Annotated in this window: 20 protein-coding genes, 1 other RNA gene and 1 pseudogene; 14 read left to right on the top strand and 8 right to left on the bottom strand. The window is 27.6% G+C overall.

Annotated features, from left to right (window positions below; translation table 11 throughout):
- The first annotated feature begins 48 nt into the window (after positions 1–48).
- Together FD726_RS03040 and ppiD are read left to right on the top strand one after the other, a co-directional pair.
- On the top strand, positions 49–321 hold the full coding sequence (locus tag FD726_RS03040; RefSeq protein ID WP_159990122.1) for an HU family DNA-binding protein: 273 nt from the start codon (positions 49–51) through the stop codon (positions 319–321).
- Positions 322–434: 113 nt separating this feature from the next.
- Positions 435–2,288, top strand: coding sequence for a peptidylprolyl isomerase (gene ppiD, locus FD726_RS03035; RefSeq protein ID WP_159990121.1), 1,854 nt, complete (start codon positions 435–437; stop codon positions 2,286–2,288).
- 46 nt (positions 2,289–2,334) lie between these two features.
- On the opposite strand, the gene queC is transcribed toward ppiD, so the two are convergent.
- Complete coding sequence (gene queC / locus FD726_RS03030; RefSeq protein WP_159990120.1) at positions 2,335–3,030, bottom strand: 7-cyano-7-deazaguanine synthase QueC; 696 nt, start codon at positions 3,028–3,030, stop codon at positions 2,335–2,337.
- A 315-nt stretch (positions 3,031–3,345) separates the two neighbouring features.
- Between queC and FD726_RS03025 the strand changes: the two genes are divergently transcribed.
- From FD726_RS03025 to ffs, 3 genes are all read left to right on the top strand, one after another.
- Positions 3,346–5,103 (top strand): SmdA family multidrug ABC transporter permease/ATP-binding protein, encoded by a 1,758-nt coding sequence (locus FD726_RS03025; RefSeq protein ID WP_159990119.1) that lies wholly within the window; start codon positions 3,346–3,348, stop codon positions 5,101–5,103.
- Between the two features lie 11 nt (positions 5,104–5,114).
- Complete coding sequence (locus FD726_RS03020; RefSeq protein WP_159990118.1) at positions 5,115–6,872, top strand: SmdB family multidrug efflux ABC transporter permease/ATP-binding protein; 1,758 nt, start codon at positions 5,115–5,117, stop codon at positions 6,870–6,872.
- Positions 6,873–6,990: 118 nt separating this feature from the next.
- An RNA gene (gene ffs / locus FD726_RS03015) (signal recognition particle sRNA small type) lies at positions 6,991–7,087 on the top strand.
- 107 nt (positions 7,088–7,194) lie between these two features.
- On the opposite strand, the gene FD726_RS03010 is transcribed toward ffs, so the two are convergent.
- Entirely contained in the window at positions 7,195–7,410 is a 216-nt protein-coding gene (locus tag FD726_RS03010; RefSeq protein ID WP_159990117.1) for an HHA domain-containing protein, read from the bottom strand.
- A 424-nt stretch (positions 7,411–7,834) separates the two neighbouring features.
- Between FD726_RS03010 and dnaX the strand changes: the two are divergent.
- The 5 genes and pseudogenes from dnaX to hemH all read left to right on the top strand — a co-directional run.
- Positions 7,835–8,917: pseudogene (dnaX, locus tag FD726_RS03005) on the top strand (DNA polymerase III subunit gamma/tau); the annotation flags it as partial.
- A gap of 193 nt (positions 8,918–9,110) precedes the next feature.
- On the top strand, positions 9,111–9,440 hold the full coding sequence (locus FD726_RS03000) for a YbaB/EbfC family nucleoid-associated protein (RefSeq protein WP_159990115.1): 330 nt from the start codon (positions 9,111–9,113) through the stop codon (positions 9,438–9,440).
- Between the two features lie 274 nt (positions 9,441–9,714).
- Positions 9,715–11,583: a molecular chaperone HtpG gene (gene htpG / locus FD726_RS02995; RefSeq protein ID WP_159990114.1), complete on the top strand. Its 1,869-nt coding sequence runs from the start codon at positions 9,715–9,717 to the stop codon at positions 11,581–11,583.
- Positions 11,584–11,643: 60 nt separating this feature from the next.
- The gene (adk, locus tag FD726_RS02990) at positions 11,644–12,291 is read left to right on the top strand and encodes an adenylate kinase (protein ID WP_159990161.1); all 648 of its coding nucleotides are present in this window, start codon (positions 11,644–11,646) and stop codon (positions 12,289–12,291) included.
- A 67-nt stretch (positions 12,292–12,358) separates the two neighbouring features.
- On the top strand, positions 12,359–13,318 hold the full coding sequence (gene hemH, locus FD726_RS02985; RefSeq protein ID WP_159990113.1) for a ferrochelatase: 960 nt from the start codon (positions 12,359–12,361) through the stop codon (positions 13,316–13,318).
- A gap of 37 nt (positions 13,319–13,355) precedes the next feature.
- Here the strand turns inward: hemH and ybaL are convergent, their stop codons facing one another.
- The 3 genes from ybaL to FD726_RS02970 form a co-directional block, all read right to left on the bottom strand.
- Complete coding sequence (ybaL, locus tag FD726_RS02980) at positions 13,356–15,023, bottom strand: YbaL family putative K(+) efflux transporter (RefSeq protein ID WP_159990112.1); 1,668 nt, start codon at positions 15,021–15,023, stop codon at positions 13,356–13,358.
- Between the two features lie 550 nt (positions 15,024–15,573).
- The gene (gene hpxK / locus FD726_RS02975) at positions 15,574–16,848 is read right to left on the bottom strand and encodes an allantoate amidohydrolase (protein WP_159990160.1); all 1,275 of its coding nucleotides are present in this window, start codon (positions 16,846–16,848) and stop codon (positions 15,574–15,576) included.
- Entirely contained in the window at positions 16,835–18,079 is a 1,245-nt protein-coding gene (locus FD726_RS02970) for a pyridoxal-phosphate-dependent aminotransferase family protein (protein WP_159990111.1), read from the bottom strand. Before FD726_RS02970 ends, hpxK begins: the two co-directional genes overlap by 14 nt.
- A 255-nt stretch (positions 18,080–18,334) precedes the next feature.
- Here FD726_RS02970 and FD726_RS02965 point away from each other — a divergent pair, with 255 nt between their 5' ends.
- The 3 genes from FD726_RS02965 to FD726_RS02955 are packed head-to-tail and all read left to right on the top strand — an operon-like array spanning position 18,335 to position 21,533.
- A complete protein-coding gene (locus FD726_RS02965; protein WP_159990110.1) occupies positions 18,335–19,939 on the top strand; it encodes a gamma-glutamyltransferase family protein in 1,605 nt (534 codons plus the stop codon).
- Positions 19,940–19,953: 14 nt separating this feature from the next.
- Positions 19,954–20,139 carry an oxalurate catabolism protein HpxX gene (gene hpxX, locus FD726_RS02960; RefSeq protein WP_159990109.1) on the top strand — a complete coding sequence of 62 codons (186 nt, stop codon included), beginning with the start codon at positions 19,954–19,956 and terminating at the stop codon, positions 20,137–20,139.
- Positions 20,136–21,533 carry an AtzE family amidohydrolase gene (locus FD726_RS02955; RefSeq protein WP_159990108.1) on the top strand — a complete coding sequence of 466 codons (1,398 nt, stop codon included), beginning with the start codon at positions 20,136–20,138 and terminating at the stop codon, positions 21,531–21,533. The genes hpxX and FD726_RS02955 overlap by 4 nt, the downstream gene beginning before the upstream one ends.
- Before the next feature lie 73 nt (positions 21,534–21,606).
- Here FD726_RS02955 and puuE read toward each other — a convergent pair whose 3' ends face one another.
- From puuE to dnaQ, 3 genes are all read right to left on the bottom strand, one after another.
- Entirely contained in the window at positions 21,607–22,530 is a 924-nt protein-coding gene (gene puuE / locus FD726_RS02950) for an allantoinase PuuE (protein WP_159990107.1), read from the bottom strand.
- Between the two features lie 31 nt (positions 22,531–22,561).
- Positions 22,562–23,296 carry an aspartate/glutamate racemase family protein gene (locus FD726_RS02945; protein ID WP_159990106.1) on the bottom strand — a complete coding sequence of 245 codons (735 nt, stop codon included), beginning with the start codon at positions 23,294–23,296 and terminating at the stop codon, positions 22,562–22,564.
- A 321-nt stretch (positions 23,297–23,617) separates the two neighbouring features.
- Positions 23,618–24,370 carry a DNA polymerase III subunit epsilon gene (gene dnaQ, locus FD726_RS02940; protein ID WP_159990105.1) on the bottom strand — a complete coding sequence of 251 codons (753 nt, stop codon included), beginning with the start codon at positions 24,368–24,370 and terminating at the stop codon, positions 23,618–23,620.
- A 46-nt stretch (positions 24,371–24,416) separates the two neighbouring features.
- On the opposite strand from dnaQ, the gene rnhA reads away from it, so the two are divergent.
- On the top strand, positions 24,417–24,878 hold the full coding sequence (gene rnhA / locus FD726_RS02935; protein ID WP_159990104.1) for a ribonuclease HI: 462 nt from the start codon (positions 24,417–24,419) through the stop codon (positions 24,876–24,878).
- The last annotated feature ends 39 nt before the right edge of the window (positions 24,879–24,917 follow it).

The following is a 24,917-nucleotide window of genomic DNA, read 5'->3' as shown; positions in this document are numbered from 1 at the left end:
TATTTTTAATAATATTGTTTTATTTATATTAAAGAGGAGCTTTTAAAGGTGAATAAATCACAATTAATTAATCAAATTGCTTTAGATTCTTCTATTCCTAAAGCAGTGGTTGGTCGTGTCTTAAATGCATTTACTGGTTCTATTTCATCTGCGCTAAAGAGAGGAGATGATGTTGTAATAGTAGGTTTTGGTACTTTTTCTGTACGAAATCGTGCTGCTCGTGTAGGTAGAAATCCTCAAACTGGTCAAGAAATAAATATACCAGCTGGAAAAATACCAGGTTTTCGTGCAGGTAAAACGTTAAAAAACTCTATTAATTAATGTTAGTAGTATAAATAAAGTTTTATTTTGTTGATTTTTATAAACCAAAATAGTATTTTTATATTATTAATGGCAAATTTCTAACCCTGTATTTTATTGAGTTTTATTATAATATGATTAGTAGTTTTCGTACATTATTTAATTCATTTCTTATTAAAGTTATTTTGAGTGTAACTATTTTATTGTTTATTTTAACTAGCATTGGTACATATATAGTCGGTAACAACAAACGAGATTATTTAGTTCAAGTTAACGGAGAGAAAATCACCAATGCTGAATTAGACCAAGCATTAAGTGATGCTATTGAACATCAACAACAGTCTTTAGGTAATAATTTTCAAAAAATGTTACAAAATGAAATTTATATGCGTCAATTGCGTCAACAATCTTTAGTTTATTTAATTGATAAATCATTGTTGCGTAGTTATGTTAATAATTTAAATTTAAGTATCAGTGATAATCAGCTTAAAGAAGTGATTTTTAATCAAAATTATTTTCAAGTTAAAGGGGTATTTGATAATAAACAGTATAATAATGTTCTAAATAAAATAGGACTAACTGCTAATCAATATGTAACATTATTACGTAAAGAACTTTCCGTGCAACATCTAATTACTACTATAGTAAATAGCGATTTTGTATTACCTAATGAAATTAATAAATTGGCTGATTTAATTTCTCAGAAAAGATCTATCCGTAAAGCAATTATAAATATACATTCATTAGCTAAAAAACAAACTACAAATGATGATGAAATAAGTCAATATTATCAACAATACAAAAATAATTTTTTAATACCAGAAAAATTTCGTATTAGCTATATAAAACTTAACGCTAATAAAATAAAACAATCTATTAGTGAATCCGATATTAATAAATGGTATCAAAATCATAAAAGTGAATATTATATTAAACCTCTAAATCGTTATAGAATCATTCAGACTAAAACTAAGACAGATGCTAAAAAAGTTTTAGATCAATTAAACAAAGGAATATCTTTTTCTAAATTAGCTCGAAATATGTCTATAGATCCAATTTCTTCTAGCAAAGGAGGAGATATAGGATGGATAGATATTACAAATATACCAAACGAAATAAAAAATTCTAGACTTAAGAAAAAAGGACAAATATCCGATATAATAAGTACATCTAAAGGTTTTATAATTGTATATTTAGAAGATATTATGCCTGGCAGAATTAAATCGTTATCAGAAGTTCATAATATTATTATTAAGAAAATACGTAAAAAAAATATCACAAATCTTTTTAGTGAACTTAATCAAAAAGTTAGTTCAGCTGTACTGCACAATAATAATTCTCTTAAAGATGCTGAAATAGTATCTGGTGTTAAAAAAATTAAAACTGGTTGGTTTAATATTAATAATATACCTAAAGACCTTGATTTTAATGTTATAAAAGAAACTTTATATAGTGGTAAACTAAGTGTAGGTAATAATTCCGATGTGATTAAACTAGATGATATTCATTCAATAGTTGTTCATATGGATAATCATAAAAAAGAAACTATAAAACCTATAAAAAAAGTTCAATCACAGATAATAAACATGCTTAAGATGGATAAAGCACGTCAGCAAGCTAAGTTACAAGCTGATAAAATAATGAAAGCTAAAGATAAACAAAAAGCTTTAGCTTCTATAGGAATATTGTTGAGTAAAAATACAATAATTAGCCGTAGTGATGATATTCAAAATCCTATAAATCAAATGGCATTTAGCCTTCAAGGTCCATATAAAAAAGGTGAATTTTCTTGGGGCGTAACCGAAGATCTTCAAGGTAATTTAGTAATAGTTATGTTAAACAAGGTAATTCCGTATCATATGCCAAAAGATAGGTTAAATGCATTATTTAGTATAATGATAAAGAATAATTCTCAAATGATACTAAAAATGTTATTAGATAATTTGTCTAAAAGTTCATCAATAAAATATAGGCATAAAATAATATAATAATTTATTTACTTTATAGATATTGGTTGATTGTCGTAATTATAAACTATTTAAAATTATTTTTTAATTTTATTTTTTTTAATGTACTTTTTCTATTTTTAAGATATGTACTAAGTCCTTTAGAGCGCAAGTAACATGAATAACAGTAGCCACAACCATCTCCAATTATTCCATTATAACATGTTAAAGTCTTCTCTTTTATTAATAAAAAACAATCCCAATAATCAGCTAAAGCCCATATTTCAGCTTTGGTCAATTTCATTAGTGGAGTTTTAAAAATAATATTACTATTCATTCCTAGATTTACAGATCTATTAAATGATTTTATAAATTCTTCTCGACAATCGGGATAACCAGAAAAATCTGTTTCACAAATTCCAGAAATTATAATTTTAGCTTTAATTTTATAAGCATATATTGAAGATAAAGTTAAAAAAAGAATATTTCTTCCTGGTACAAATGTATTAGGAAGATCATCGGTATTATATTTATGATTTGTAACTGGTATATTACTGCGTGTCAAACTACTGATAGCTAATTCATTTAGCATACTGATATCTATTATTTTATGTGTATGTACTTTTAATTCAGAAGCTAATTGAGAAGCAATGTTGATTTCTTCTCGATGACGTTGCTGATAATTGAATGTTATACAATGAATTTCATCATATTTATGTAATGCTTGTATAAGACAAGTGGTGGAATCTTGTCCCCCACTAAATACAATAACAGCTCGTTTCATAATGAAAATCCTAATATAGTAATAGTATTAAGATTTTTTATATTAAAATATGTAGTGATCTTAATCAAGTATTCATAATAAGAATTACTAATTTTATAATAAAATAACAAAAATTTATATTTTTTTAATAAAAAATTATATTACTAGAATGTTCTTAATTTTATAAAATACCTACCTTATAGATTTATAATCTTCTTAAATTTATTGAAATATATCTTATGTTTTATTAGTTAATTTTATCTAATTAATATATTTAAAATATATAAATTAATTTGTTATCCTATTTTAAGTATATAAAAAAACGAGAATAATTTTGTGCGATTATTTATTAAATTAAGTTGGTATTTTTTCCGTGAATGGAAAAGATATTTGGGTGCAATTACTATATTAGTTATTATTGCTATTATGCAATTATTACCTCCGTATGTAGTAGGAATTTTAATAGATGGAGTTACCTATAACAATATGACTAATAAAGATATATGTATGTGGGTAATTGTTATATTAATTACTGCAATTATAATTTATATTTTGAGGTATGCATGGCGTATTTTATTATTTGGTGCATCTTATAAATTAGCAATTGAACTAAGAGATAATTTTTATCAACAGTTAAGTATACAACAAAAAGCTTTTTACTTAAGTTATCGTACTGGAGATCTTGTAGCTAGAGTTACACATGATGTAGATTGTGTGGTGTTTGCAGCAGGTGAAGGAGTATTAACATTAGTGGATTCTATAGTCATGAGTTCAATAGTGCTGATAACTATGAGTGTACAAATAGATTGGCAATTAACTTTGATATCACTTGTTCCTATGCCACTTATGGCTTATTTTATACGTTATTATGGTGAAAAGTTGCATCATAGTGTCAAAACAGCTCAATCATCTTTTTCTATTCTTAATAATTATATACAGGAAAGTATTACTAGCATTCGTATGATCAAAGCATTCGGTATAGAACAAACTCAATTAAGTCAGTTTATAAAAATAGCACAGGATAATAGCAAGAAAAATATTGGTGTTACTAAAGTTGATGCAAAATTTGATCCTACAATTTATATTTCTATAGGAATATCAAATATATTAGCAGTAGGTTTTGGAAGTTGGTTAGTATGGCATAATCAAATGACTTTAGGACAACTAACTAGATTTATAATGTATCTTGGTTTGATGATTTGGCCAATGTTAGCATTAGCTTGGACTTTTAATATTGTGGAACGGGGAAATGCTTCATGGAATAGAATTAATAAAGTGCTATTAGAAAAATGTTCTGTAAAAAATGATAACAGTAATGATTACATTTTACCTTATCATCCAGGAAATTTAAAGGTTTCAATAAATAAATTTTATTATCCTAATAGCTCAGATTTAGTTCTAGAAAATATAAATTTCCATCTAGAACCAGGGAAAATATTGGGTATATGTGGTCCAACTGGAAGCGGCAAAAGTACTTTAATTAGTTTAATTCAAAGATATTTCGATATTGAAAAAGGTGAAATACTTTATCACGGTATATCATTAAAAAATTTAAGTTTAGATAATTGGCGTAGTAGATTAGCAGTAGTTAATCAAATTCCTTTTCTTTTTTCTGATACGGTAATAAATAATATCACTTTAGGAAAACCAGATGCTGATCAAAAAGAAATAGAATATGTTTCAAAAATGGCTTGTGTACATAATGATATATTGCTTTTAACAAAAGGTTACCAAACAGAAGTCGGAGAAAGAGGTACAATGTTATCAGGAGGACAAAGACAGCGTATCACTCTAGCTAGAGCTTTACTAATAGATTCTGAAATTTTAATTTTAGATGATGCTTTATCGGCAATTGATAGTGCTACTGAAAATCAAATTTTAAACAATTTAAGAAATTGGATTAACAATCATACATTAATTATGATTACAAACCATTTATCATCTCTTAATGAAGCAGATGAAATTCTAGTTTTAAATGATGGTAAAATATTAAACCGTGGCAAACATAATAAACTAATAAAAAAACCTGGTTGGTATCAAGATATGTATCGCTATCAACAGTTAGAAACAGCGCTATATATAAAAAAATATTAAAGAGGTGCTGAATGAATAAATCACAACAAAATTGGTGGCTAGTTTTGAATCGTTTATTACATTATGGTAAGCCTTGGAAAAGATATTTATTATTTGCTATAGGTATGCTATGGGTTGCTGTGATTATTGAAGTTAGTGGTCCTTTATTAATTACTTATTTCATAGATCATTTAGTATCAAAACACCAAATACCAGGAACATTATTTAAATGTCTGATAGGTGTTGTTATAGTTTTGCAACTATTAGCTGCTTTTTTACATTATTGGCAAGTTTTTTTCTTTAATATAGTTTCTATTAATGTAATTCAAAAACTGCGAACAGATTTAATGGAAGTTGCTTTATATCAACCAATTGGTCTTTATGACAAAAAACCCATAGGCCAAATAATATCACGGATAACTAATGATACTGAAGTTATTAAAGATTTATATGTTACAGTATTTGCGACAGTTTTAAGAAGTACAATTTTAATTGTTACAATGGTAGTTGCAATGTTAATATTAGATTGGAGAATGGCATTATTAGCAATGCTTTTATTTCCAATGGTATTAATAATAATAATAATATACCAACATTATAGTACACCAATTACTAGACAGGTAAAAAATTATCTAGCTGATATAAATAATAGTTTTAACGAAGCAATAAATGGTATGAATGTAATACAACAATTTAGGCAACAAGAACGTTTCCGCAAAAAAATTAAAAAAATTAGTAGATTACATTATTTAGCTAGAATGCAAACACTGCGTTTAGACGGCTGTTTACTTAGACCATTACTAAATTTATTGTCTACTTTAATATTATGTGGATTATTAATATTATTTAATTTATATATAAACAATATTTTTAAAATAGGTGTGCTTTACGCATTTATAACATATTTAAGTAGATTAAATGAACCATTAGTTCAATTTGCTGCTCAACAACCAGTTATACAGCAAGCGATTGTTTCTGGAGAACGTATTTTTGAATTAATGGATTCTAACAAACAAAAATATGGAATAGATAATCTTCCATTAACTTCAGGAAGTATTATATTAGATAAATTAAATTTTTCTTACGATAAAAAACGTAATATTTTAATTGATATTAATGTAAATATTCCTTCTTGTAATTTTGTTGGCATTGTAGGATACACTGGTAGTGGAAAAAGTACTCTTGCAAATCTTCTAATGGGTTACTATCCTATTACTAGTGGGAACATTTATTTTGACAATCGTCCTATTAATCAATTGACACATAGTGTACTCAGGAATGGAATAGCTATGGTTCAACAAGAACCAGTAATTTTAGCAGATTCTTTATTAGTAAATATAAGTTTAGGTAGGAAAATTAAAGAACGAATAATTTGGCAAGTATTAGAACAAGTACAATTAATAAGTTTAGTTAATTCCATGTCGCATGGTATTCATACAAAATTGGGTGAACAGGGCAGCAATTTATCATCGGGACAAAAACAATTACTTTCTTTAGCAAGAGTATTAGTAGAATTACCTAAAATTATTATTTTAGATGAAGCTACTGCAAATATCGATTCTGGTACCGAGCAAGCAATTCAGAAAATTTTAAATGAATTACGTCATAATACTACATTAATAGTAATAGCTCATAGATTTTCTACTATAGTAAAAGCTGATAATATATTAGTTCTATATCAAGGTAAAATAATTGAAGAAGGCAATCATAAAAAATTGATATCAAATAAAGGATATTACTCGCAAATGTATCAATTTCAACAAGCCAAGAAAAATTCTATTAATCAATAGAAAATATACAATAAGCAAAATTTATAAAAATATTTTCAGACTAAAACTTGCAATATTTTTGATTTAATCTTATTATAAGATAACTGGTCAATGTATACTTTAGAAGTAATGGTGAACTTGTTGGTTATTCTGCAATGTTAATTCGTTAACTTTGTCAGATCTGGAAAGAAGCAGCTATAACGAATGATTCATGTGCTGGAATGTGACTAACAGGGGCACCATAGTGCCACTGTTAGTAATTTATCTTTGTAAAATTATATCATTCATTGCTTAACATATTTTGTAACGTGTAAGACAACAATGTCAAAATATTAAATTAAAATTAACGTACAAACCTCCACACACAACTAGGAACTTTATCATATAATTTATTCATGGTTAGTTCTGCCAATCGGTGATCCGCTGCTGAGTAGAATGCTGCTAATTCATCATCTGATAACTCATATTTATTTTTTTCTATTATTCTTTCAAGTGTATCAATTGAACGGCAGCGTCTTAATCTCATTAAATAATCTATTTTTGTCATGGATTTGTTCATAAATAAACCATTTTAAATATTTACCACATACATAAAGAAATGTTTCAAATGAGCTAATAAACTATTCTTATTAATATTTTCTAAAAAATAAATATTAATTTAGTAATTTTACTATCTTGACTATCATCTTAAATAAAGTAAAATGATTTTTTATTAAAAATTATGTTATCATATGTTATTTATGTTAAACGACTTTGAAAGTTTTTCCCGTGTTACATGAAAGGTGAATTATTAATAAATAAAGTGATATTATACTCTATACAACAAAGTATAGTAAATATTATATATTTTGCTGTTAAATTTATTGATAACCTTTTTATTAATAATTTATTTTTTATTAGCTATCTTTATAATATAAGAAATAATTTTATTATTTCTAACTGTTAATATTACTATATAATCTATAAATATAAAATATTTTTCTATGACCTATAAAATACTAGCTACAAAGTGGCGCCCAAAAAATTTTTCTGATGTAGTAGGACAAGAACATGTTCTTGAAGCATTAATAAATAGCTTTTCTTTAGGTAGAATACATCACTCTTATATTTTTTCAGGTATAAGAGGTGTGGGTAAAACTACTATTGCTCGTATTTTAGCTAAGTGTTTTAGTTGTGAAGTTGGAATATCATCTATTCCATGTAATTTATGTAACAATTGTTTAGCAATTAACCAAGGTAAATTTGTTGATTTAGTTGAAATAGATGCTGCTTCTCGTACTAAAGTGGAAGAAATGCGTGATCTACTTGATAACATACAATATGCACCAATGAATGGTAGATTTAAAATTTATTTAATAGATGAAATACATATGTTATCACGTCATAGTTTTAACGCTTTATTAAAAACTTTAGAAGAACCACCTTCTCATATAAAATTTTTATTTGCTACTACTGAGCTGAATAAAATACCTGCAACTGTTTTATCACGATGTATGAAATTTTATCTTAAAAAAATTAAAGTTAATCAAATATATGAAAAAATAAGTTATATTTTAAGCAAAGAAAAAATTTTTAGTGAACCTGGTTCATTAGAAATTTTATCAAGATCAGCTGATGGTAGTATGAGAGATGCTTTAAGTCTGACTGATCAAGCTATTGCATTATGTAATGGTAACATTACTAATGCTGGGGTAAACACTATGATAGGCATTTCTGACAGTGAATATCCTTTATGTTTAATTGAAACTTTAGTAAAAGGAGATGGGGAGAAATTAATTAAATTATTAAATAAATTAGAATTAATGGGATATATAGATTGGGAAATACTTTTAATAGACATATTACGTTTTTTACATCATATATTAATAATTCAATTACTACCTAAACTATTAGTGAATACAGAAGAAAACGATCAAACTATTAGATTGAATAAATTAGCAGAAATATTATCTCCTAATGATTTACAACTTTATTATCAAATAATTTTAATGGGTAGAAAAGATCTACCATTAGCTCCTAATTATAGGATGGGAATAGATATTACACTATTGCGTGCACTAGCATTTACTCATCAAAATTAGATGAATTATAAAATAAAAATTTTATTTAGATTATAATATGTAAATATATTTTTATAATTACTAAATAATAATTTAATTAGTTATAATACATTGTTTATATTACGAAATATTATTATGATTTATTTAAATCAACCTGTATTTTTTGAAAAATAATTGTAACTTTGGATGAGAGAAAATTATGTTTGGTAAAGGCGGATTAGGCAATATCATGAAACAAGCCCAACAAATGCAAGATAAGATGTCTAAGGTTCAAGAAGAAATAGCATCTCTAGAAGTAACCGGCGAATCTGGTGCTGGATTAGTAAAGATTACTATTAATGGTGCACACAATTGTCGACGTGTTGAAATTTCTTCAACTTTATTAGAAGATGATAAAGATATGTTAGAAGATTTAGTTGCTGCAGCATTCAATGATGCCGCTCGTCGTATAGAAGTTATTCAAAAAGAAAAAATGGCTTCTCTATCTTCAGATATGCAAATACCATTAGGATTAAAAATACCTTTTTAAAACAAAAATTATATGGAACAATTATCAGCAACTTTTGAATTATTTTTTATTTTAAACATTATTTTAAATGATATTCAATAATATATTATTGATAGATATCGTTAAAATATAATTTATATTAAAGGTATTTAAACAATGTTAATCCAATAATTAAACAAATTTATAAAAAATAAATAGCCTATATTTATTAATTACCTTTAAATTATTGTTTAACAGTAAATATTACATTTTTTATATTTTATTTAAAATTAATCTGATTGAGGTACTAATTAATATGCAAGGAAAAGAAACTCGTAATTTTCAATCTGAAGTTAAGCAACTTTTACATTTAATGATTCATTCGCTTTATTCAAATAAGGAAATTTTTTTAAGAGAGCTCATCTCTAATTCATCTGATGCAGCAGATAAATTGCGTTTTCTTTCTTTATCTAATCCACAATTATATGAAAATGATGAAAAATTACGTGTTAGAATATCTGTTAACAAAGAGAATAGAACAATCAAAATCAGTGATAATGGGATTGGAATGTCCCGAGAAGAAGTTATTGATAATATTGGTACTATTGCAAAATCCGGGACTAAATCATTTATTGAAGCAATTAATTCTAAAAATTATAAAGATGAACTTATTGGTCAATTCGGAGTAGGTTTTTATTCTGCATTTATTGTATCAGAAAAAGTATCTTTACATACTAGATTAGCAGGTAAACCAATAGAAGAAGGAGTATTTTGGGAATCTACTGGTGAGGGAAATTACACAATTGCAGATATTAAAAAATTAGATAAAGGCACAGATATAACCTTGCATTTACGTAAGGGAGAAAATGACTTTCTTGATATATGGAATATAAGAAATATTATTAGTAAGTATTCTGATCATATTTCACTACCAGTAGAAATTGAAGTTAAAGATGAAAAAGATAACACTACTAAATGGGAAAGAATAAATCAAGCTACATCATTATGGACACGTAATAAATCTGAAATTACTGATGAGGAATATAATGAATTTTATAAACATATTACAAAAGACTTTAAAGAACCATTAATATGGAGTCATAATAAAGTAGAAGGTAAACAAGAATATACTACTCTATTGTATATTCCTTCACATGCACAATTTGATATGTGGAACAGGGAGCATAAAGGAGGAATTAAATTATATGTCAAACGTGTTTTCATTTTAGATAATGCTAAGCAGTTTATACCCAATTATTTACGTTTTGTTCGTGGATTAATTGATTCAAATGATTTACCTATTAATGTCTCAAGAGAAGTTTTACAAGATAGTAAAATAATAAAGAATTTTTGTTTAGCTATAACTAAGCGTGTTCTTCAAATGTTGGAAATATTATCAAAAAATAATGCTGAAAAATATAAAATTTTTTGGAAAGAATTCGGACTAGTTTTAAAAGAAGGTCCAGCTGAAGATAATAATAATATTAAAAATATTGCAAATTTATTAAGGTTTACTTCAACAAAAAATAATACAAGCGAACAAACAATATCATTAAACGACTATATTAATCGAATGGCAGAAGGTCAAAAAAAGATTTATTTTATCACTGCTGATAGTTATATATCAGCTAAAAGTAGTCCACATTTGGAACTATTTCACAAAAAAAATATAGAAGTATTATTGCTTTCAGATCGTATAGATGAATGGATGATGAACTATTTAAATGAATTTAATGGTATATCTTTCCAATCTGTTAGTAAAGTAGATGATTCAGTAAATAAATTACTAGATAAAGAAATTAAAGAACATAAAGAAATTGAAAAACAGTTAGAACCATTTATAAAACGTATACAAAATTTATTACTCAGTAGAGTAAAAGAAGTTAGATTAACTCATCGTCTTACTAATACACCTGCAGTTGTTACTACTGATTCTAATGAAATGACAACACAAATGGCAAAATTACTATCAGCAGCTGGCAGGGAATTACCTGAAGTTAAATATATTTTTGAAATCAATCCAAATCACCCTTTAGTAAAACGTATAACAGATATTGACAATGAAGATAATTTTAAGGATTGGATCGAACTACTGTTAGAACAGTCTCTTTTAGCAGAATGTGGTACTTTAGAAGATCCAAATAAGTTTATTATTAGAATGAATAAATTATTTATTTCTTCATGAAAAAATTATATTGTGCTACTGACTTTAATCATATTTAATTATAGTAAGGAAATGATTGCAATGCGTCTTATTTTACTAGGAGCTCCGGGTACAGGTAAGGGTACTCAGGCTCAATTCATTGCAAAAAAATACGGTATTCCTCAAATATCTACAGGTGATATGTTACGTAAATTAGTAAAAGAAGATACAAAAATTGGTAAATCTACAAAGATTCTTATGGATAAAGGACAATTAATTACTGATGATATAGTTATTAATTTAGTAAAAAATCGTATAAATTGTAAAGACTGTAAAAAAGGTTTTTTACTAGATGGTTTTCCTAGAACGCTTACACAAGCTGAAGCTATGAAAACAGTTGGAATTAAAATAGATAAGGTATTAGAATTTATTGTACCTAATAAAATAATAATTAATCGAATAACAGGTCGTAGAGTTCATATACAATCAGGACGTGTTTATCATATATTATTTAATCCTCCGAAATTATATAATAAAGACGATATAACAGGAGAAGAGCTTAATATACGTAATGATGATAGAAAAGAGGTGATCATAGATAGACTTAATGAATATTATAAGGCAACAACTCCTTTAATAAAATACTACATGAAAGAATTAAAATTAGGTAATATTAGCTACTATAAAATCGATGCAACTCAAAAAGTATATGAAGTAAGTTCACAATTGATTAAAATTATCGAAGAATAGTACTTTTTATTTAAATAATTTAGTATATCATTAAGTAAATTTTTCTTTTTTTAGGAAATCATTTTTAATGAGAAAAAGTAATCCAGGTATATTACTTGTAAATTTAGGTACTCCAGATGCTCCAACAAGAAAAGCTATTAGGCGTTATTTAAGACAGTTTTTAAGTGATAAACGCGTTATTAACATTCCCACCTGGATTTGGTGGCCGATTCTAAATGGTATTATTTTACCATTTAGATCAATATATTTATCCAAAATGTATTCTTCTATATGGACAAAAAAGGGATCACCATTACTGATATATAGTCAACATCAACGAGACGCGCTAGCTTCTGCATTGCAATTACCAGTAGAAATTGGCATGAGTTATGGAAATCCTAGTATAAAATATTCTATAGATCAATTAATAAAACAAGGAATAAATAGATTAGTTGTATTACCTTTATATCCTCAATTTTCTTCGGCAACTGTGGCATCAGTTTGGGATAGCCTATATAAAGTTTTTAAAAATTATAAATCTTTGCCAGATATTTATTTTATTAGAGATTATGCTGATCATCCAGCTTATATTAATGCACTGAAAATTTGTATTAACCAATCTTTTAAAGAACATGGCAAACCAGATCTATTGTTAATTTCTTATCATGGCATTCCAAAACGTTTAGTAAATGAAGGTGATGATTATTTTCAACGTTGTTTAGATACTACTAAAATATTAGCTAAAGAATTTTCATTAAATGACAGTCAATTTAAAATATCTTTTCAGTCACGTTTTGGATATGAACCTTGGTTAACTCCATATACTGATGAAATAATAAAGTTGCTTCCTTCTAAAGGGATAAAACATGTTCAAGTAATCGGTCCTGGTTTTGCATGTGACTGTTTAGAAACTTTAGAAGAATTAGATAACCGTTATAGAAATTATTTCATAAATGCAGGAGGAGAAAAATTTGAATACATTCCTGCGTTAAATGCAGAAAAAACACATATTGATATGATGTGCCAACTAGTAAATAGATTTTTATGAGCATTTTTATTCAATAGTACATTATGAATTAATATAGTTATACCTTTATTTTTTCTATTTCATTTTTGAGTTTTTGTAACATACTATTTGCAATTTCTCGTTCTCCCATGATTACTTGATTAGCTCCTCTTTCCATAATATAATTTACTTCATCATCGTAATGTGCTCGTGCAATAATTTCGATATTTTGATATTTTTTTCTTACTATGGTAACAACTTCACCTGATTCGTATCCATTTGGAATAGTAAGTAATAACCATCTTGCACAATTTAAATTTGTTAGATTTATGATATGTTCAGAAGTAGCATTTCCAAGAACAGCATTAATGTTTTTTTTACGTAGCGATTCAACCATTGGCCTAGAATTTTCAATTACTACTAGTGGGATACCGACATCATGTAGTTTTTTTCCTACTATACTACCAACACGACCGTAACCTATGATAACAGCATGATTACATATATTAACAGGTATTTGTATTTCTTCTTCATTAATTTCTTTAGGATTTATTTCTTCTTCATTTTGAGTTGCTAAATAACTTTCTACTAAAGTAAAAAGCATTGGATTAATTATTATTGAAAGAATTGCTGTAGCTAATACTAAACTCCTTACTTCATTACTTAATAATCCTAGTGAAATACCTAATCCAGTAAGAATAAATGCAAATTCTCCGATTTGTGCTAAACTGACTGAAATTGTTAAAGCAGTTTGACGAGAGTGACCTAATAACATAACTAAAGTCCATGCTACTAATGATTTTCCAACTACAATAATAATTAAAGAACCCAAAACTGCTAAAGGTTGTTTAATTAAAATCATTGGATCAAATAGCATACCCACAGAAACAAAAAATAATACAGCAAAAGCATCTCTCAAAGGTAAAGTATCATGAGCAGCCCTGTGACTTAATTCAGATTCATTTAACGCCATTCCAGCAAAAAAAGCTCCTAAAGCAAAAGAAATTTTAAAAAATTTTACTGCACCAAAAGCAATACCTAATGCCAGAGCTAAAACAGCTAAGGTAAACAATTCACGTGAACCAGTTGCAGCACTTTTAGCAAGAATCCAAGGTATAACTCGACGTCCTACTATCATCATTAGTGCCATAAAAGTAATTACTTTACTAATTGTCAGTGAAAAATCCAACATCAATGTACCAAAACTTGTATTACCTTTTTCTAATATTCCTGCTATAGTTGGTAATAATACCAATGTAAGAACCATCACTATATCTTCTACAATTAACCACCCTATAGCTATTTGACACCTATGGCTGTTTATCAATTTCCTTTCTTCTAATGCTCGCATTAGAACCACTGTACTTGCTGTTGATAGAGAAAGTCCAAACACTAAACCAGTTATCCATGACCAACCTATTGCCCAAGATAAAATCATACCCAATATAGTTGCCATGGTAATTTGAGCAATAGCTCCAGGAATAGCTATATTTTTTACTGACAGCAGATCTACTAAAGAAAAATGCAATCCAATCCCGAACATAAGTAAAATGACACCTAATTCTGCTAGTTCAGGTATTAAATTGATATCTGCAACAAATCCTGGCGTAAAAGGTCCAGCTAATACTCCAGCAGCCAGATAACCTACCAGAGGAGAAATTCTTAATCTATTAGCTAGCATCCCAAAGATAAAAGATAAAATAAATGCACCGACTATGGTATTAATTAATGGAGTAGGATGATGCATGATTATTTCCTCATGAGTTTATCTTTGTGAAAAAAATTGTTTAATGTATTAAATATATAAAACAACAGTTAAAATATAAAATGTTACATTTTTAATTATTTTTAATAATTGAACAACTTTTATTACTAAAGATTGTTATTATATGATGTATTTAAATAATATTTAATTTAAAATTTTTATAGGACAGAATCAATATAACTCATTTTCTTTTTTTTATAAATGGAATATTTAAATTAAAGGAATAAATATATTAATAAATAACTTAAACTTATAATAATATATTGATAGTCTTAAAGTTTAATATTATTCAATATAATTTATTTATTTATAATAAACAAAATAATATAAAAATTATTTTTAATAATAATTATATAAAATAATATCTTATATTTTACTATGATACATGATATTATTTATTTTTAATAAAAAATTAGTTTAACAAATATTTAAATCAATTTTACAGCTATTTATATAATATTTCAAATTCATTAAAATTTTATAATTAAATATAATTGTTTAATAAAAAATACATTATATAAAATAATTGGTTTTAATGTGAGTTGTAATATTTAGATTTTTCTTCAACAATTCTAAAAACTGCATCAGAATATGCTTGTAAAGCTAATACTATATCATTTATGTTAACTGATTCTTCTGGATTATGACTAATACCTCTGTAGTTTCTTATAAATAACATAGCTACCGGCCAACGTTCAGCTATTGCAACTGCGTCATGTCCAGCCCCACTAGGTAATAAAATACTTTTTCCTTGTACCTTTTCAATTGAAGTACATAAGATATTTTGTAATGTGGTATCACATATGGTTTCAGAAGTACGATAATATTCTTCATATTCAAAATTTAAATGGCGATTATTAGCTATTCTTTTAGCTTGTTTAAATAAAACATATGATAATGATTCTAATAGAACATCTTTAGGACCTCTAATATCAAGTGAAAAATTTATCATTCCAGGAATAACATTTATTGCACCGGGGCTACAATTAATAATCCCGACAGTAGCTACTAATTGAGAATGTGTTTTAATAGTAATATATTCCATATATGTAATCCATTCAGAAAAAGCAATAAGAGCATCTCTACGATACATCATAGGAACTGTACCAGCATGACCAGATTCTCCTACAAATTTACATTTGAAACGACGTGCTCCATGTATGTTAGTTACTACACCGAGAGGTAAATTTTCTTTTTCTAAACAAGGTCCCTGTTCTATATGCAGTTCAACGTATGCAACAATATCTTCTACATTCCTAGATGCATTATGTATATTGTTACTATTAAGACCAAAATTTATCATAGCTTGACTAATAGAAATTTCTTCAACATCAGTATAAAACAACCACTTTTTTTTCCAAGTACCAGTTATAGCGCGACTACCAAGAAGTGTTATACCAAATCTAGTACCTTCTTCATCTCCAAATCCGATAACTTCAATTGCTAATTTTAATCTAATATTTTTTTTATTTAACCAATATACTACCTCAATACTACTTAAAACACCTAGTATCCCGTCATAACGACCTGCATTCTTTACTGTATCTAAATGTGATCCTAAAATTACTGCTGGTGTCTTAATAAATGTTGAGTTATAACGACCACAAATATTTCCCACTTCATCTTGCCATACCAACATACCAGCTTCTTGCATCCATTGTCCAACTAATTTATTAACAATTAGATGTTCTTTAGATAAATAAAGACGTGTTATTTCCGCTTCCATGCAAGTTATTTTCGCTAATTCATTACATCGCGATATAATGCGCTTAGCAGAAATCTTTGCCTCATTACTATCTAACATAATTTATTTTCTCATAATAGTTCCAAACAGTCTGTAATGCAACTCCTTGTATAGTTTTATAACCAAGATGATTTAATACCATTTCTAATGCTGATAATGTTTGCATAACACAATCTTTGCGAGCATTATATCCCATAGTACCAATACGCCAAATTTTTCCTTCTAATGGACCAAAAGACGTACCTATTTCAATTCCAAAATCTTCCAACATTAATTTTCTTACTTGATTGCCATTAATATTACGAGGAATTATAACTCCTAAAATATTATTCATTTTATAATTAACGTTACCAAAAATTTCTAATCCCATTCCTTTGATTCCTTGTAACATAGCTTCACCATGAATTTGATGACGTAAAATACTTTTATCTAATCCTTCTTGTAAAATAATGCGTGCACACTCTCGAGCTCCATATAAAGCTGTAGTAGCTTCAGTATGGTGATTTAGACGTTGTGGACCCCAATAGTCAATGATCATCCCAAGATCAAAATAATTAGAGTATATCATTTCGTTACAACCGTTTTTATGTTCTTCAGTTCTTATTCCTTCTTCTACACAACTACGATTTCTAATTATTTTTTCTGTTTTAGAACTTATAGTAATAGGTGAAGTGCCTGAAGGTCCTCCAAGACATTTTTGCATTCCTGCTGAAACAATATCTAACTTCCATATATCAGTTTCTAATTTATTACCCCCTAATGATGCAGTAGCATCAGTATAAAATAGAACATCATATTTTGTACATATATTACCAATGTCTTCTAGTGGTTGAAGCATAGTAGTAGATGTATCTCCATGCACAGTGAGCAGTAACTTTGGTTTGATTTTTTTTATGGCATCTTCTACTTTATCTGGTTCAACTATTTCACCCCAAGGAACTATTATAGTATTAACTACTGCACGACACCTACGGGCAATTTCGCATAATAAATAGCCAAATCTCCCAAAGACTAATACCAATACTATATCTCCAGGATGAATTATTGATAATAGAATAGATTCAATACCTGCTCTTGAAGTTCCATTTATTAATAAAGTCCAGCGATTTTTAGTCTTAAATAAATTACGATAAAGTATCATAACTTCATTCATATAATTGGTCATATCAGGATCATATTGACCTATCAATTGAGCTGACATAGCACGTAGAACACGTGGATCTGCATTTATAGGTCCAGGTCCCATCAATAAACGATGTGGTGGATTAATTTGCTGATATTTACTAATATCCATATTATTAGTTCCTATGAAATATTTATTATCAATAAGCATTAATTATTTAAAAAATAAAAACTATCAATATATCTAAATATCTAATAAGTTAAAGCATAATATTATCTTTAACAAATGAATTATTAAGAATAAATTTGTTTTAGTAAATAACAAATTTATATAAAATAATCCATGATTATTACTAGATATTATCTTCAAATAAAACGTTTTTTAGTTTAAAGTAAGTATATTAATCATTTTATCAAATAAAAAATAATGATCTATAGTAATATGGCATTATCAGGTATGGTGGTAACACCGCACCACCTAGCAAGTGAAACAGCATTATCGATATTGAAAGAGGGCGGCAATGCAATTGAAGCTATAGTTGCAGCTGCTGCAACTATAGCAGTTGTTTACCCTCACATGAACGGATTAGGAGGTGATGGTTTTTGGTTAATTGTTCCACCTAATGGAAGAAATCCCATAGCTATTGATGCTAGTGGCGCTGCAGGTTCTCTGGCTAATTTTGATTTTTATAAAAATGAATTGGTAATTCCACATCGTGGTTCAAAAGCTGCTTTAACTGTAGCTGGCACATTAAGTGGTTGGCAAGAAGCTTTATGTATTTCTGAAGAATTAAAAGTAGATGGCAAGCCCTCATCAATGTCACTAAAGCGTCTATTGGAAGATGCAATTATGTATGCTATGAATGGAGTGCCAGTTTCTCAATCTCAGTATGAAGCCACTAAAACCAAAATAGCAGAATTAAAGGATCAACCAGGTTTTGCTTCTACTTTTTTAACTAAAGGAAAGATACCAGCATTAGGTAGTATATTTGTGCAAAAAGAATTGGCAAAAACATTAAAACAATTAGCTGAAGAAGGTATAGAAACTTTTTATAGAGGCAATTTTGCCAATTATTTAGCAAGACAAATGTCATTAATTAAAATACCTATTACTATTCAAGATCTCCAAAAACATAAAGCTTACAGATATAAACCATTACATATTACTCATAGTTTAGGAGATATTTGGAATACAACACAACCAACACAAGGAATGGCATCTTTATTGATTTTAGGTATCATTGATCAGTTAGATATGGCTAATGCAGATAAGGTACAGACTATACATCGCATAGTAGAAGCTACAAAACAATCTTTTTTATTACGAAATAAATATATTACAGATTCCCAATATATTTCTACAAACTTACAAGATTTACTTAATAAAGAAAATTTTATACGATTAGCTAATCAAATAAATGATAAAAAAGCTTTAACTTTAAAAAATTTAGGATATGGTCCTAGCGATACTGTATGGATGGGTGCTATAGATAAAAACGGTTTAGCTGTATCATTTATTCAGAGTATCTATTATGAATTTGGCAGCGGAGTGGTAATTCCAAATACTGGTATCGTTTGGCATAATCGTGGTGTTGCTTTCAGTCTAAATCCAAAACATATTTTATCGTTATCTCCTGGTAAAAAACCATTTAATACATTAAATCCAGCTGCTGCTAGATTAACAGATAATCGAATTATGGTTTATGGTTCTATGGGTGGTGATGGACAACCACAAATTCAAGCAGCCATTTTTACAAGGTATGCTATTCAAAAAATACCTCTTCAAAAATCAATAACTATGCCAAGGTGGATATTTGGAAGAACTTGGGGAGAATCTTCTGATTCTTTAAAACTTGAAAAAAGATTTGAATTAGAGATTATAAAAAAATTATATTGTATTGGACATAAAGTAGAAATATTGCCTGAATTTAGTGAAGAAGTAGGTCATGCTGGTGCTATAGTACGTCATGGCAATGGTATGATAGAAGGGGCTAGTGATCCTCGTTGTAATGGAAGTGCAAACGGATTTTAATAATAGGATTAATAATGAATAATGAAATTAATTGGCAAAATTATATAATGCAAATAGAAAAAGTAATGAATTTAAATTTAAATCAAGCAAGTCGTTTAGAATTGGCAATACAAATAAAATATCTTTCTGATATTGCTACACCTTTGATGGCATTTCCATTAGAAGAACGTTTATCTATAGCAGGAGTTTATAAAGCATGAAGCTAAGTGATATGTCAATTTTAAATTTAAATCAAGCAATTAAAAAGGGTGATATAAGTGTAAAAGAGATTGCAAATAAAACTATCGATATGATTAAAAAGTATAACCCTAAATTAAATGCTTGGACTGAAGTTACTGTAGAACGTATGTTGAAAGAAGCAAGTATAATAGATAAAAAAAAACATAGAGGCGAACAATTAACACCTCTATCAGGAATTCCTTATGCTGTTAAGAACTTGTTTGACGTTAGTGGATTTACTACAATATCAGGATCTAGCATATTTATTGGACGTCCTATAGCTAAAAATGATGCTTGGGTTATATCTAAATTATCTCAATTAGGAGCTATTCTTTCGGGAATGCTAAATATGGATGCCTACGCATATGGATTTACTACTGAAAATAGTTATTATGGTACTACACATAATCCCCATGATTTAACAAGAATAGCTGGTGGTTCTTCTGGTGGTTCAGCAGCAGCAGTAGCAGCTGGTTTAATTCATTTTTCGCTAGGTACCGATACAAATGGTTCAGTTAGGGTACCAGCTTCATTATGTGGTATTTTCGGTTTAAAACCAACATTTGGTAGATTATCTCGTAGTGGAATACATACTTTTTCACATAGTCTTGATCATATTGGTTTATTTGCACGTAGAGTAGAAGATTTATCATTAGTATATGATTATATACAAGGAAGAGATTTTACAGATCCATTTCAAGCAGATTTTCCTGTAACTAAAACTTTACTACATTTGAATAGTGAAGTTAATGCATTAAGATGTGCTTTACTTGGAGGTTTTTTTTCACATTGGTGTAATGAAGAAGCTAAAAATGTAATAAATATTGCAGGAAAAGCTCTGCAGGCAAATGATGAAATTGTAATTCCAGAAGCTGAATTAGCTCGTTCTGCTGCATTTATAATAACAGCAGGAGAGAGTGGGAATCAATATTTACCTGCACTGCGTCAAATACCAGAGAAATTTGAATGTAATTCAAGAGAGCGTTTATTAGCTGGAGCTATAATGCCTGGTAATTGGTATATACAAGCACAACGGTTTCGTCGTCATTTTCAAAAACAAGTATTACCTCTTTTTAAAAAATTTGATATATTAATAGCTCCTGCAACACCGTGTAGTGCAATTACTATAGGTCAACAAAAAATTTCTGTTAATAGTAACGATTTACCAGCTAAATCTAGTCTTGGAATGTTAACACAACCAATTTCTTTTCTAGGATTACCTGTTTGTACTGTACCATTTAGAACAAAAAATGGATTACCAATAGGTATTCAGCTTATTGCTGCTCCATTTAGAGAAGACATTACGTTACATGCTGCATATATTTTAGAAAAAAAAGGATTAACCATGCCTCAAATCAGTATACTGGATACATAAAATATATTTTATATGATTGACTACCTAAATATAACCAAAATAATAATTGACTATAATAACAAAATCAACTGTATTAATCAGGATGTTTATTTACCCAATGATCGGCAATTTGTTGGCGAGTACAAATCCATATGTTATTATATTCTTGTATATAATCAAGAAATTTTTTTAACGCACAAAATTTCCCTGGTCGTCCTAATAGTCTACAATGCATGCCTATTGACATCATTTTTGGGGAAATTTTGCCTTCTTCATAAAGAATATCAAATGTATCTCTAAGATAAATAAAGAAATGTTCTGCCGTATTAAATCCTTGAGGCAATGCAAAACGCATATCGTTGCATTCAAGGGTATATGGAATGATCAGATGTTTCTTTAAAATACTATTACTGGATTTCATGTATATCCAAAAAGGTAAATCATCTCCATAATAATCACTATCATATGTAAATCCACCTTGTTCTATAAGTATATTACGTGTATTCGGACTATCTCTTCCAGTATACCAACCAGTAGGAAATTTACCAAACAAATCGTAATATAGTGATATAGATTTTTGCATATGATTGCGTTCTGTTTCAATATCTATAGTTTGATAGTTAATCCAACGCAATCCATGATTAACTACATCATAATTAGCTTGTTTTATAGCTTTAACTATTTCAGGATTTTTAGCTAGTGCTATAGATACTCCAAAAATTGTAAGCGGTAATTTTCTTTTTTGAAATTCATTATGAATACGCCAAAATCCAACACGAGAACCATATTCATAAAGAGAATCAATAGACATATGACGATTTGGATAAACATCAGTATCAATAAGATCAGAAAGGAATTTTTCGGAATATTTGTCACCATTAAGTATATGACTTTCTGCTCCTTCTTCATAATTTAAAACAAATTGTATTGCTATATAAGCATTTTTAGGCCAATTAGCATGAGGCGGATTAGAACCATATCCAATTAAATCACGAGGATAATTTTTAATAATATTCATTTTAAATTTATCACCATTAATATTATATAATTTAATTTAGGTATTGAAATATGCCAGAAATCTCCTGTTTTGAAGGAAAACTGAAATCGCCATGTTTACTAGTACTTAATCCTAATTTAATCAGCAATTCAACTAAGGTAACTGCAGCACTAATACCGTCTATAACTGGAAGCTTAAGTTCTTGAGTTAATAAAGGTGCTAAATCAGACATAGCAGCACAACCTAATATAATAGCTCCAATACCATCTTTATTTTTAGATTCCAGACAACATTGAAATATATTTTCTTTTAATATTTTTTTATTATTTGCTAATTCTAAAACTGAACAATTAATATTTCTTATAGAAGCACAATAATTTGTCATTCCATATTGTTGTACTAATTGTCGTATAATAAATGAAGCGCGAGGTAATGTAGTTATTATAGAAAATTTAGTTGACAATAAAGTAGCAATATGCATGGCTGCTTCAGCCATTCCAATTACAGGTGCTATACTTATTTCACGCGCGGCAAGTAAACCTGGATCACCAAAACAAGCTATGATATGCCCAACAGCACCTTGAGATTTTCCAATTTTTATTTGTTCTAATATACCCATAGCAGCAATAGTTCCATCAAAATTTCCTTCTATTGCTGATATGCCTCCTTTAGCTGGAGAAGTTATTGAAATATTAGTATGATCTGATTTAACTCTCTGAATTGATCGATTAATTATATTATTAATTGATGTAGTAGTATTTGGATTTATTACTTGAATAAATTTCATGATTTTTACGCTCCTGAATTTAAAAATTACTAAATTAATTAGAGTGATTTATCTAATGAAAAAAATAAGATTATATGAGTTTGATTTAAATATTATTGATATATTTGAAAGTAAAACTATATATGAAAATATTTTTTAAGTTATGATTGTCTAGATTAGATTAAGATAGTAGAAATTCTTATTGATTACATTGGATTTAAATTAATTATTAATATATACATAAAAACTTTTATAAAATATTAAATAATACTTTATATTAAAATATAATCTTACTCAATATAATGACCTTAATTAAGGTATTTAATAAAATAAAATCATTATTTATTTTTTTATTATTTCTGTCATGAATTTATCTATCCACATGCAAAAACCTTTTTTTTGTTTTACTAAATTCAGATTTGTTTCATGTGCTAATATTTCTTTTTTATCAGCCATTATAACTCTTAAAGGTGTAATATTATCTATACGTTTAAAATTTTTAATATAATTTTTCTTATTATTTCTATTTTGCATAAAAGACAAAGAGATTTGACCACTAGTCATCAATAGAAATACTTTAGATAAAATATTGGCATCTATAATTGCACTATGTAATTTACGTTTCTCCTTATCTATGTTATAACGAGAACATAAAGCATCAAGACTGTTTTTTTTTCCAGGAAACATTTTACGTGACATTGCAAGACTATCTGTAACACGACAAATATTTTCAATATTTTTTATGCCTATTTTTAGTCTGCTTAGTTCATAATTTATAAAACCAACATCAAAAGAAGCATTATGGATTATTAATTCAGCATCTCGAATATAATCAAGAAATTCTTTGGCTATTTCACTAAAGTTTGGTTTATTAATTAGAAAATCATTAGCAATACCGTGAATTTTAAAGGATTCATAACTGACTGATCTATTTGGATTTAAATATTTATGAAAATCATTACCTGTTGGACGACGATTAATTATTTCAACGGCACCTATTTCTATTATCCTATGACCTTCATAATAAATTCCAGTATTATTAATACCGGTAGTCTCAGTATCCAAAAATATTTGACGATTATTATCTTTATTCATTACGAAATTAATTCCATTTTAGGTAATTTAGTTAGAGTATATAAAAATGTGTAAAATAATAAAAATATTTACTGATGGTTCTTGTATTAAGAATCCTGGTCCAGGAGGATACGCCTTTATTTTAAAATATGGTATACATGAAAAAATATATAGTGCCGGATATTATCTTACTACAAATAATCGCATGGAACTTATGGCAACTATTATTTCATTAGAAATTTTAAAAAAACCCTATGATATATTATTAAGTACAGATAGTCAGTATGTACGTTGTGGAATTACCAGCTGGATACATAAATGGAAAAAACATAATTGGAAAACATCTAATAAAACTAAAGTTAAAAATATTGATCTTTGGCAACGTCTTGATTCAGCCATCAACTATCATAAAATAAAATGGGAATGGATAAAAAGTCATTCAAATCATCCAGAAAATAATCGCTGTGATATACTAGCACGAATAACAGCAAAAAATCCTATTTTTCATGATAAAGGATATAAAAATTAATAAAATAAATATTAAAAATGTTTACTATAAACATTTTTA

It is taken from the genome of Pantoea sp. SoEX (assembly GCF_009829945.1).
Taxonomy (GTDB): domain Bacteria; phylum Pseudomonadota; class Gammaproteobacteria; order Enterobacterales; family Enterobacteriaceae; genus Pantoea_C.
The sequence above is the reverse complement of the archived record's forward strand: the minus strand, read 5'-3'. Positions and strand labels throughout refer to the sequence as shown.

Bases quoted from the DNA above. Each gene is read 5' to 3' on its own strand.
- ppiD (WP_159990121.1), top strand. From the start codon at position 435: ATGATTAGTAGTTTTCGTACATTATTTAATTCATTTCTTATTAAAGTT.
- queC (WP_159990120.1), bottom strand. From the start codon at position 3,030: ATGAAACGAGCTGTTATTGTATTTAGTGGGGGACAAGATTCCACCACT.
- FD726_RS03020 (WP_159990118.1), top strand. From the start codon at position 5,115: ATGAATAAATCACAACAAAATTGGTGGCTAGTTTTGAATCGTTTATTA.
- FD726_RS03010 (WP_159990117.1), bottom strand. From the start codon at position 7,410: ATGAACAAATCCATGACAAAAATAGATTATTTAATGAGATTAAGACGC.
- FD726_RS03000 (WP_159990115.1), top strand. From the start codon at position 9,111: ATGTTTGGTAAAGGCGGATTAGGCAATATCATGAAACAAGCCCAACAA.
- htpG (WP_159990114.1), top strand. From the start codon at position 9,715: ATGCAAGGAAAAGAAACTCGTAATTTTCAATCTGAAGTTAAGCAACTT.
- adk (WP_159990161.1), top strand. From the start codon at position 11,644: ATGCGTCTTATTTTACTAGGAGCTCCGGGTACAGGTAAGGGTACTCAG.
- hemH (WP_159990113.1), top strand. From the start codon at position 12,359: ATGAGAAAAAGTAATCCAGGTATATTACTTGTAAATTTAGGTACTCCA.
- ybaL (WP_159990112.1), bottom strand. From the start codon at position 15,023: ATGCATCATCCTACTCCATTAATTAATACCATAGTCGGTGCATTTATT.
- FD726_RS02970 (WP_159990111.1), bottom strand. From the start codon at position 18,079: ATGGATATTAGTAAATATCAGCAAATTAATCCACCACATCGTTTATTG.
- FD726_RS02965 (WP_159990110.1), top strand. From the start codon at position 18,335: ATGATCTATAGTAATATGGCATTATCAGGTATGGTGGTAACACCGCAC.
- hpxX (WP_159990109.1), top strand. From the start codon at position 19,954: ATGAATAATGAAATTAATTGGCAAAATTATATAATGCAAATAGAAAAA.
- FD726_RS02955 (WP_159990108.1), top strand. From the start codon at position 20,136: ATGAAGCTAAGTGATATGTCAATTTTAAATTTAAATCAAGCAATTAAA.
- puuE (WP_159990107.1), bottom strand. From the start codon at position 22,530: ATGAATATTATTAAAAATTATCCTCGTGATTTAATTGGATATGGTTCT.
- FD726_RS02945 (WP_159990106.1), bottom strand. From the start codon at position 23,296: ATGAAATTTATTCAAGTAATAAATCCAAATACTACTACATCAATTAAT.
- dnaQ (WP_159990105.1), bottom strand. From the start codon at position 24,370: ATGAATAAAGATAATAATCGTCAAATATTTTTGGATACTGAGACTACC.
- rnhA (WP_159990104.1), top strand. From the start codon at position 24,417: ATGTGTAAAATAATAAAAATATTTACTGATGGTTCTTGTATTAAGAAT.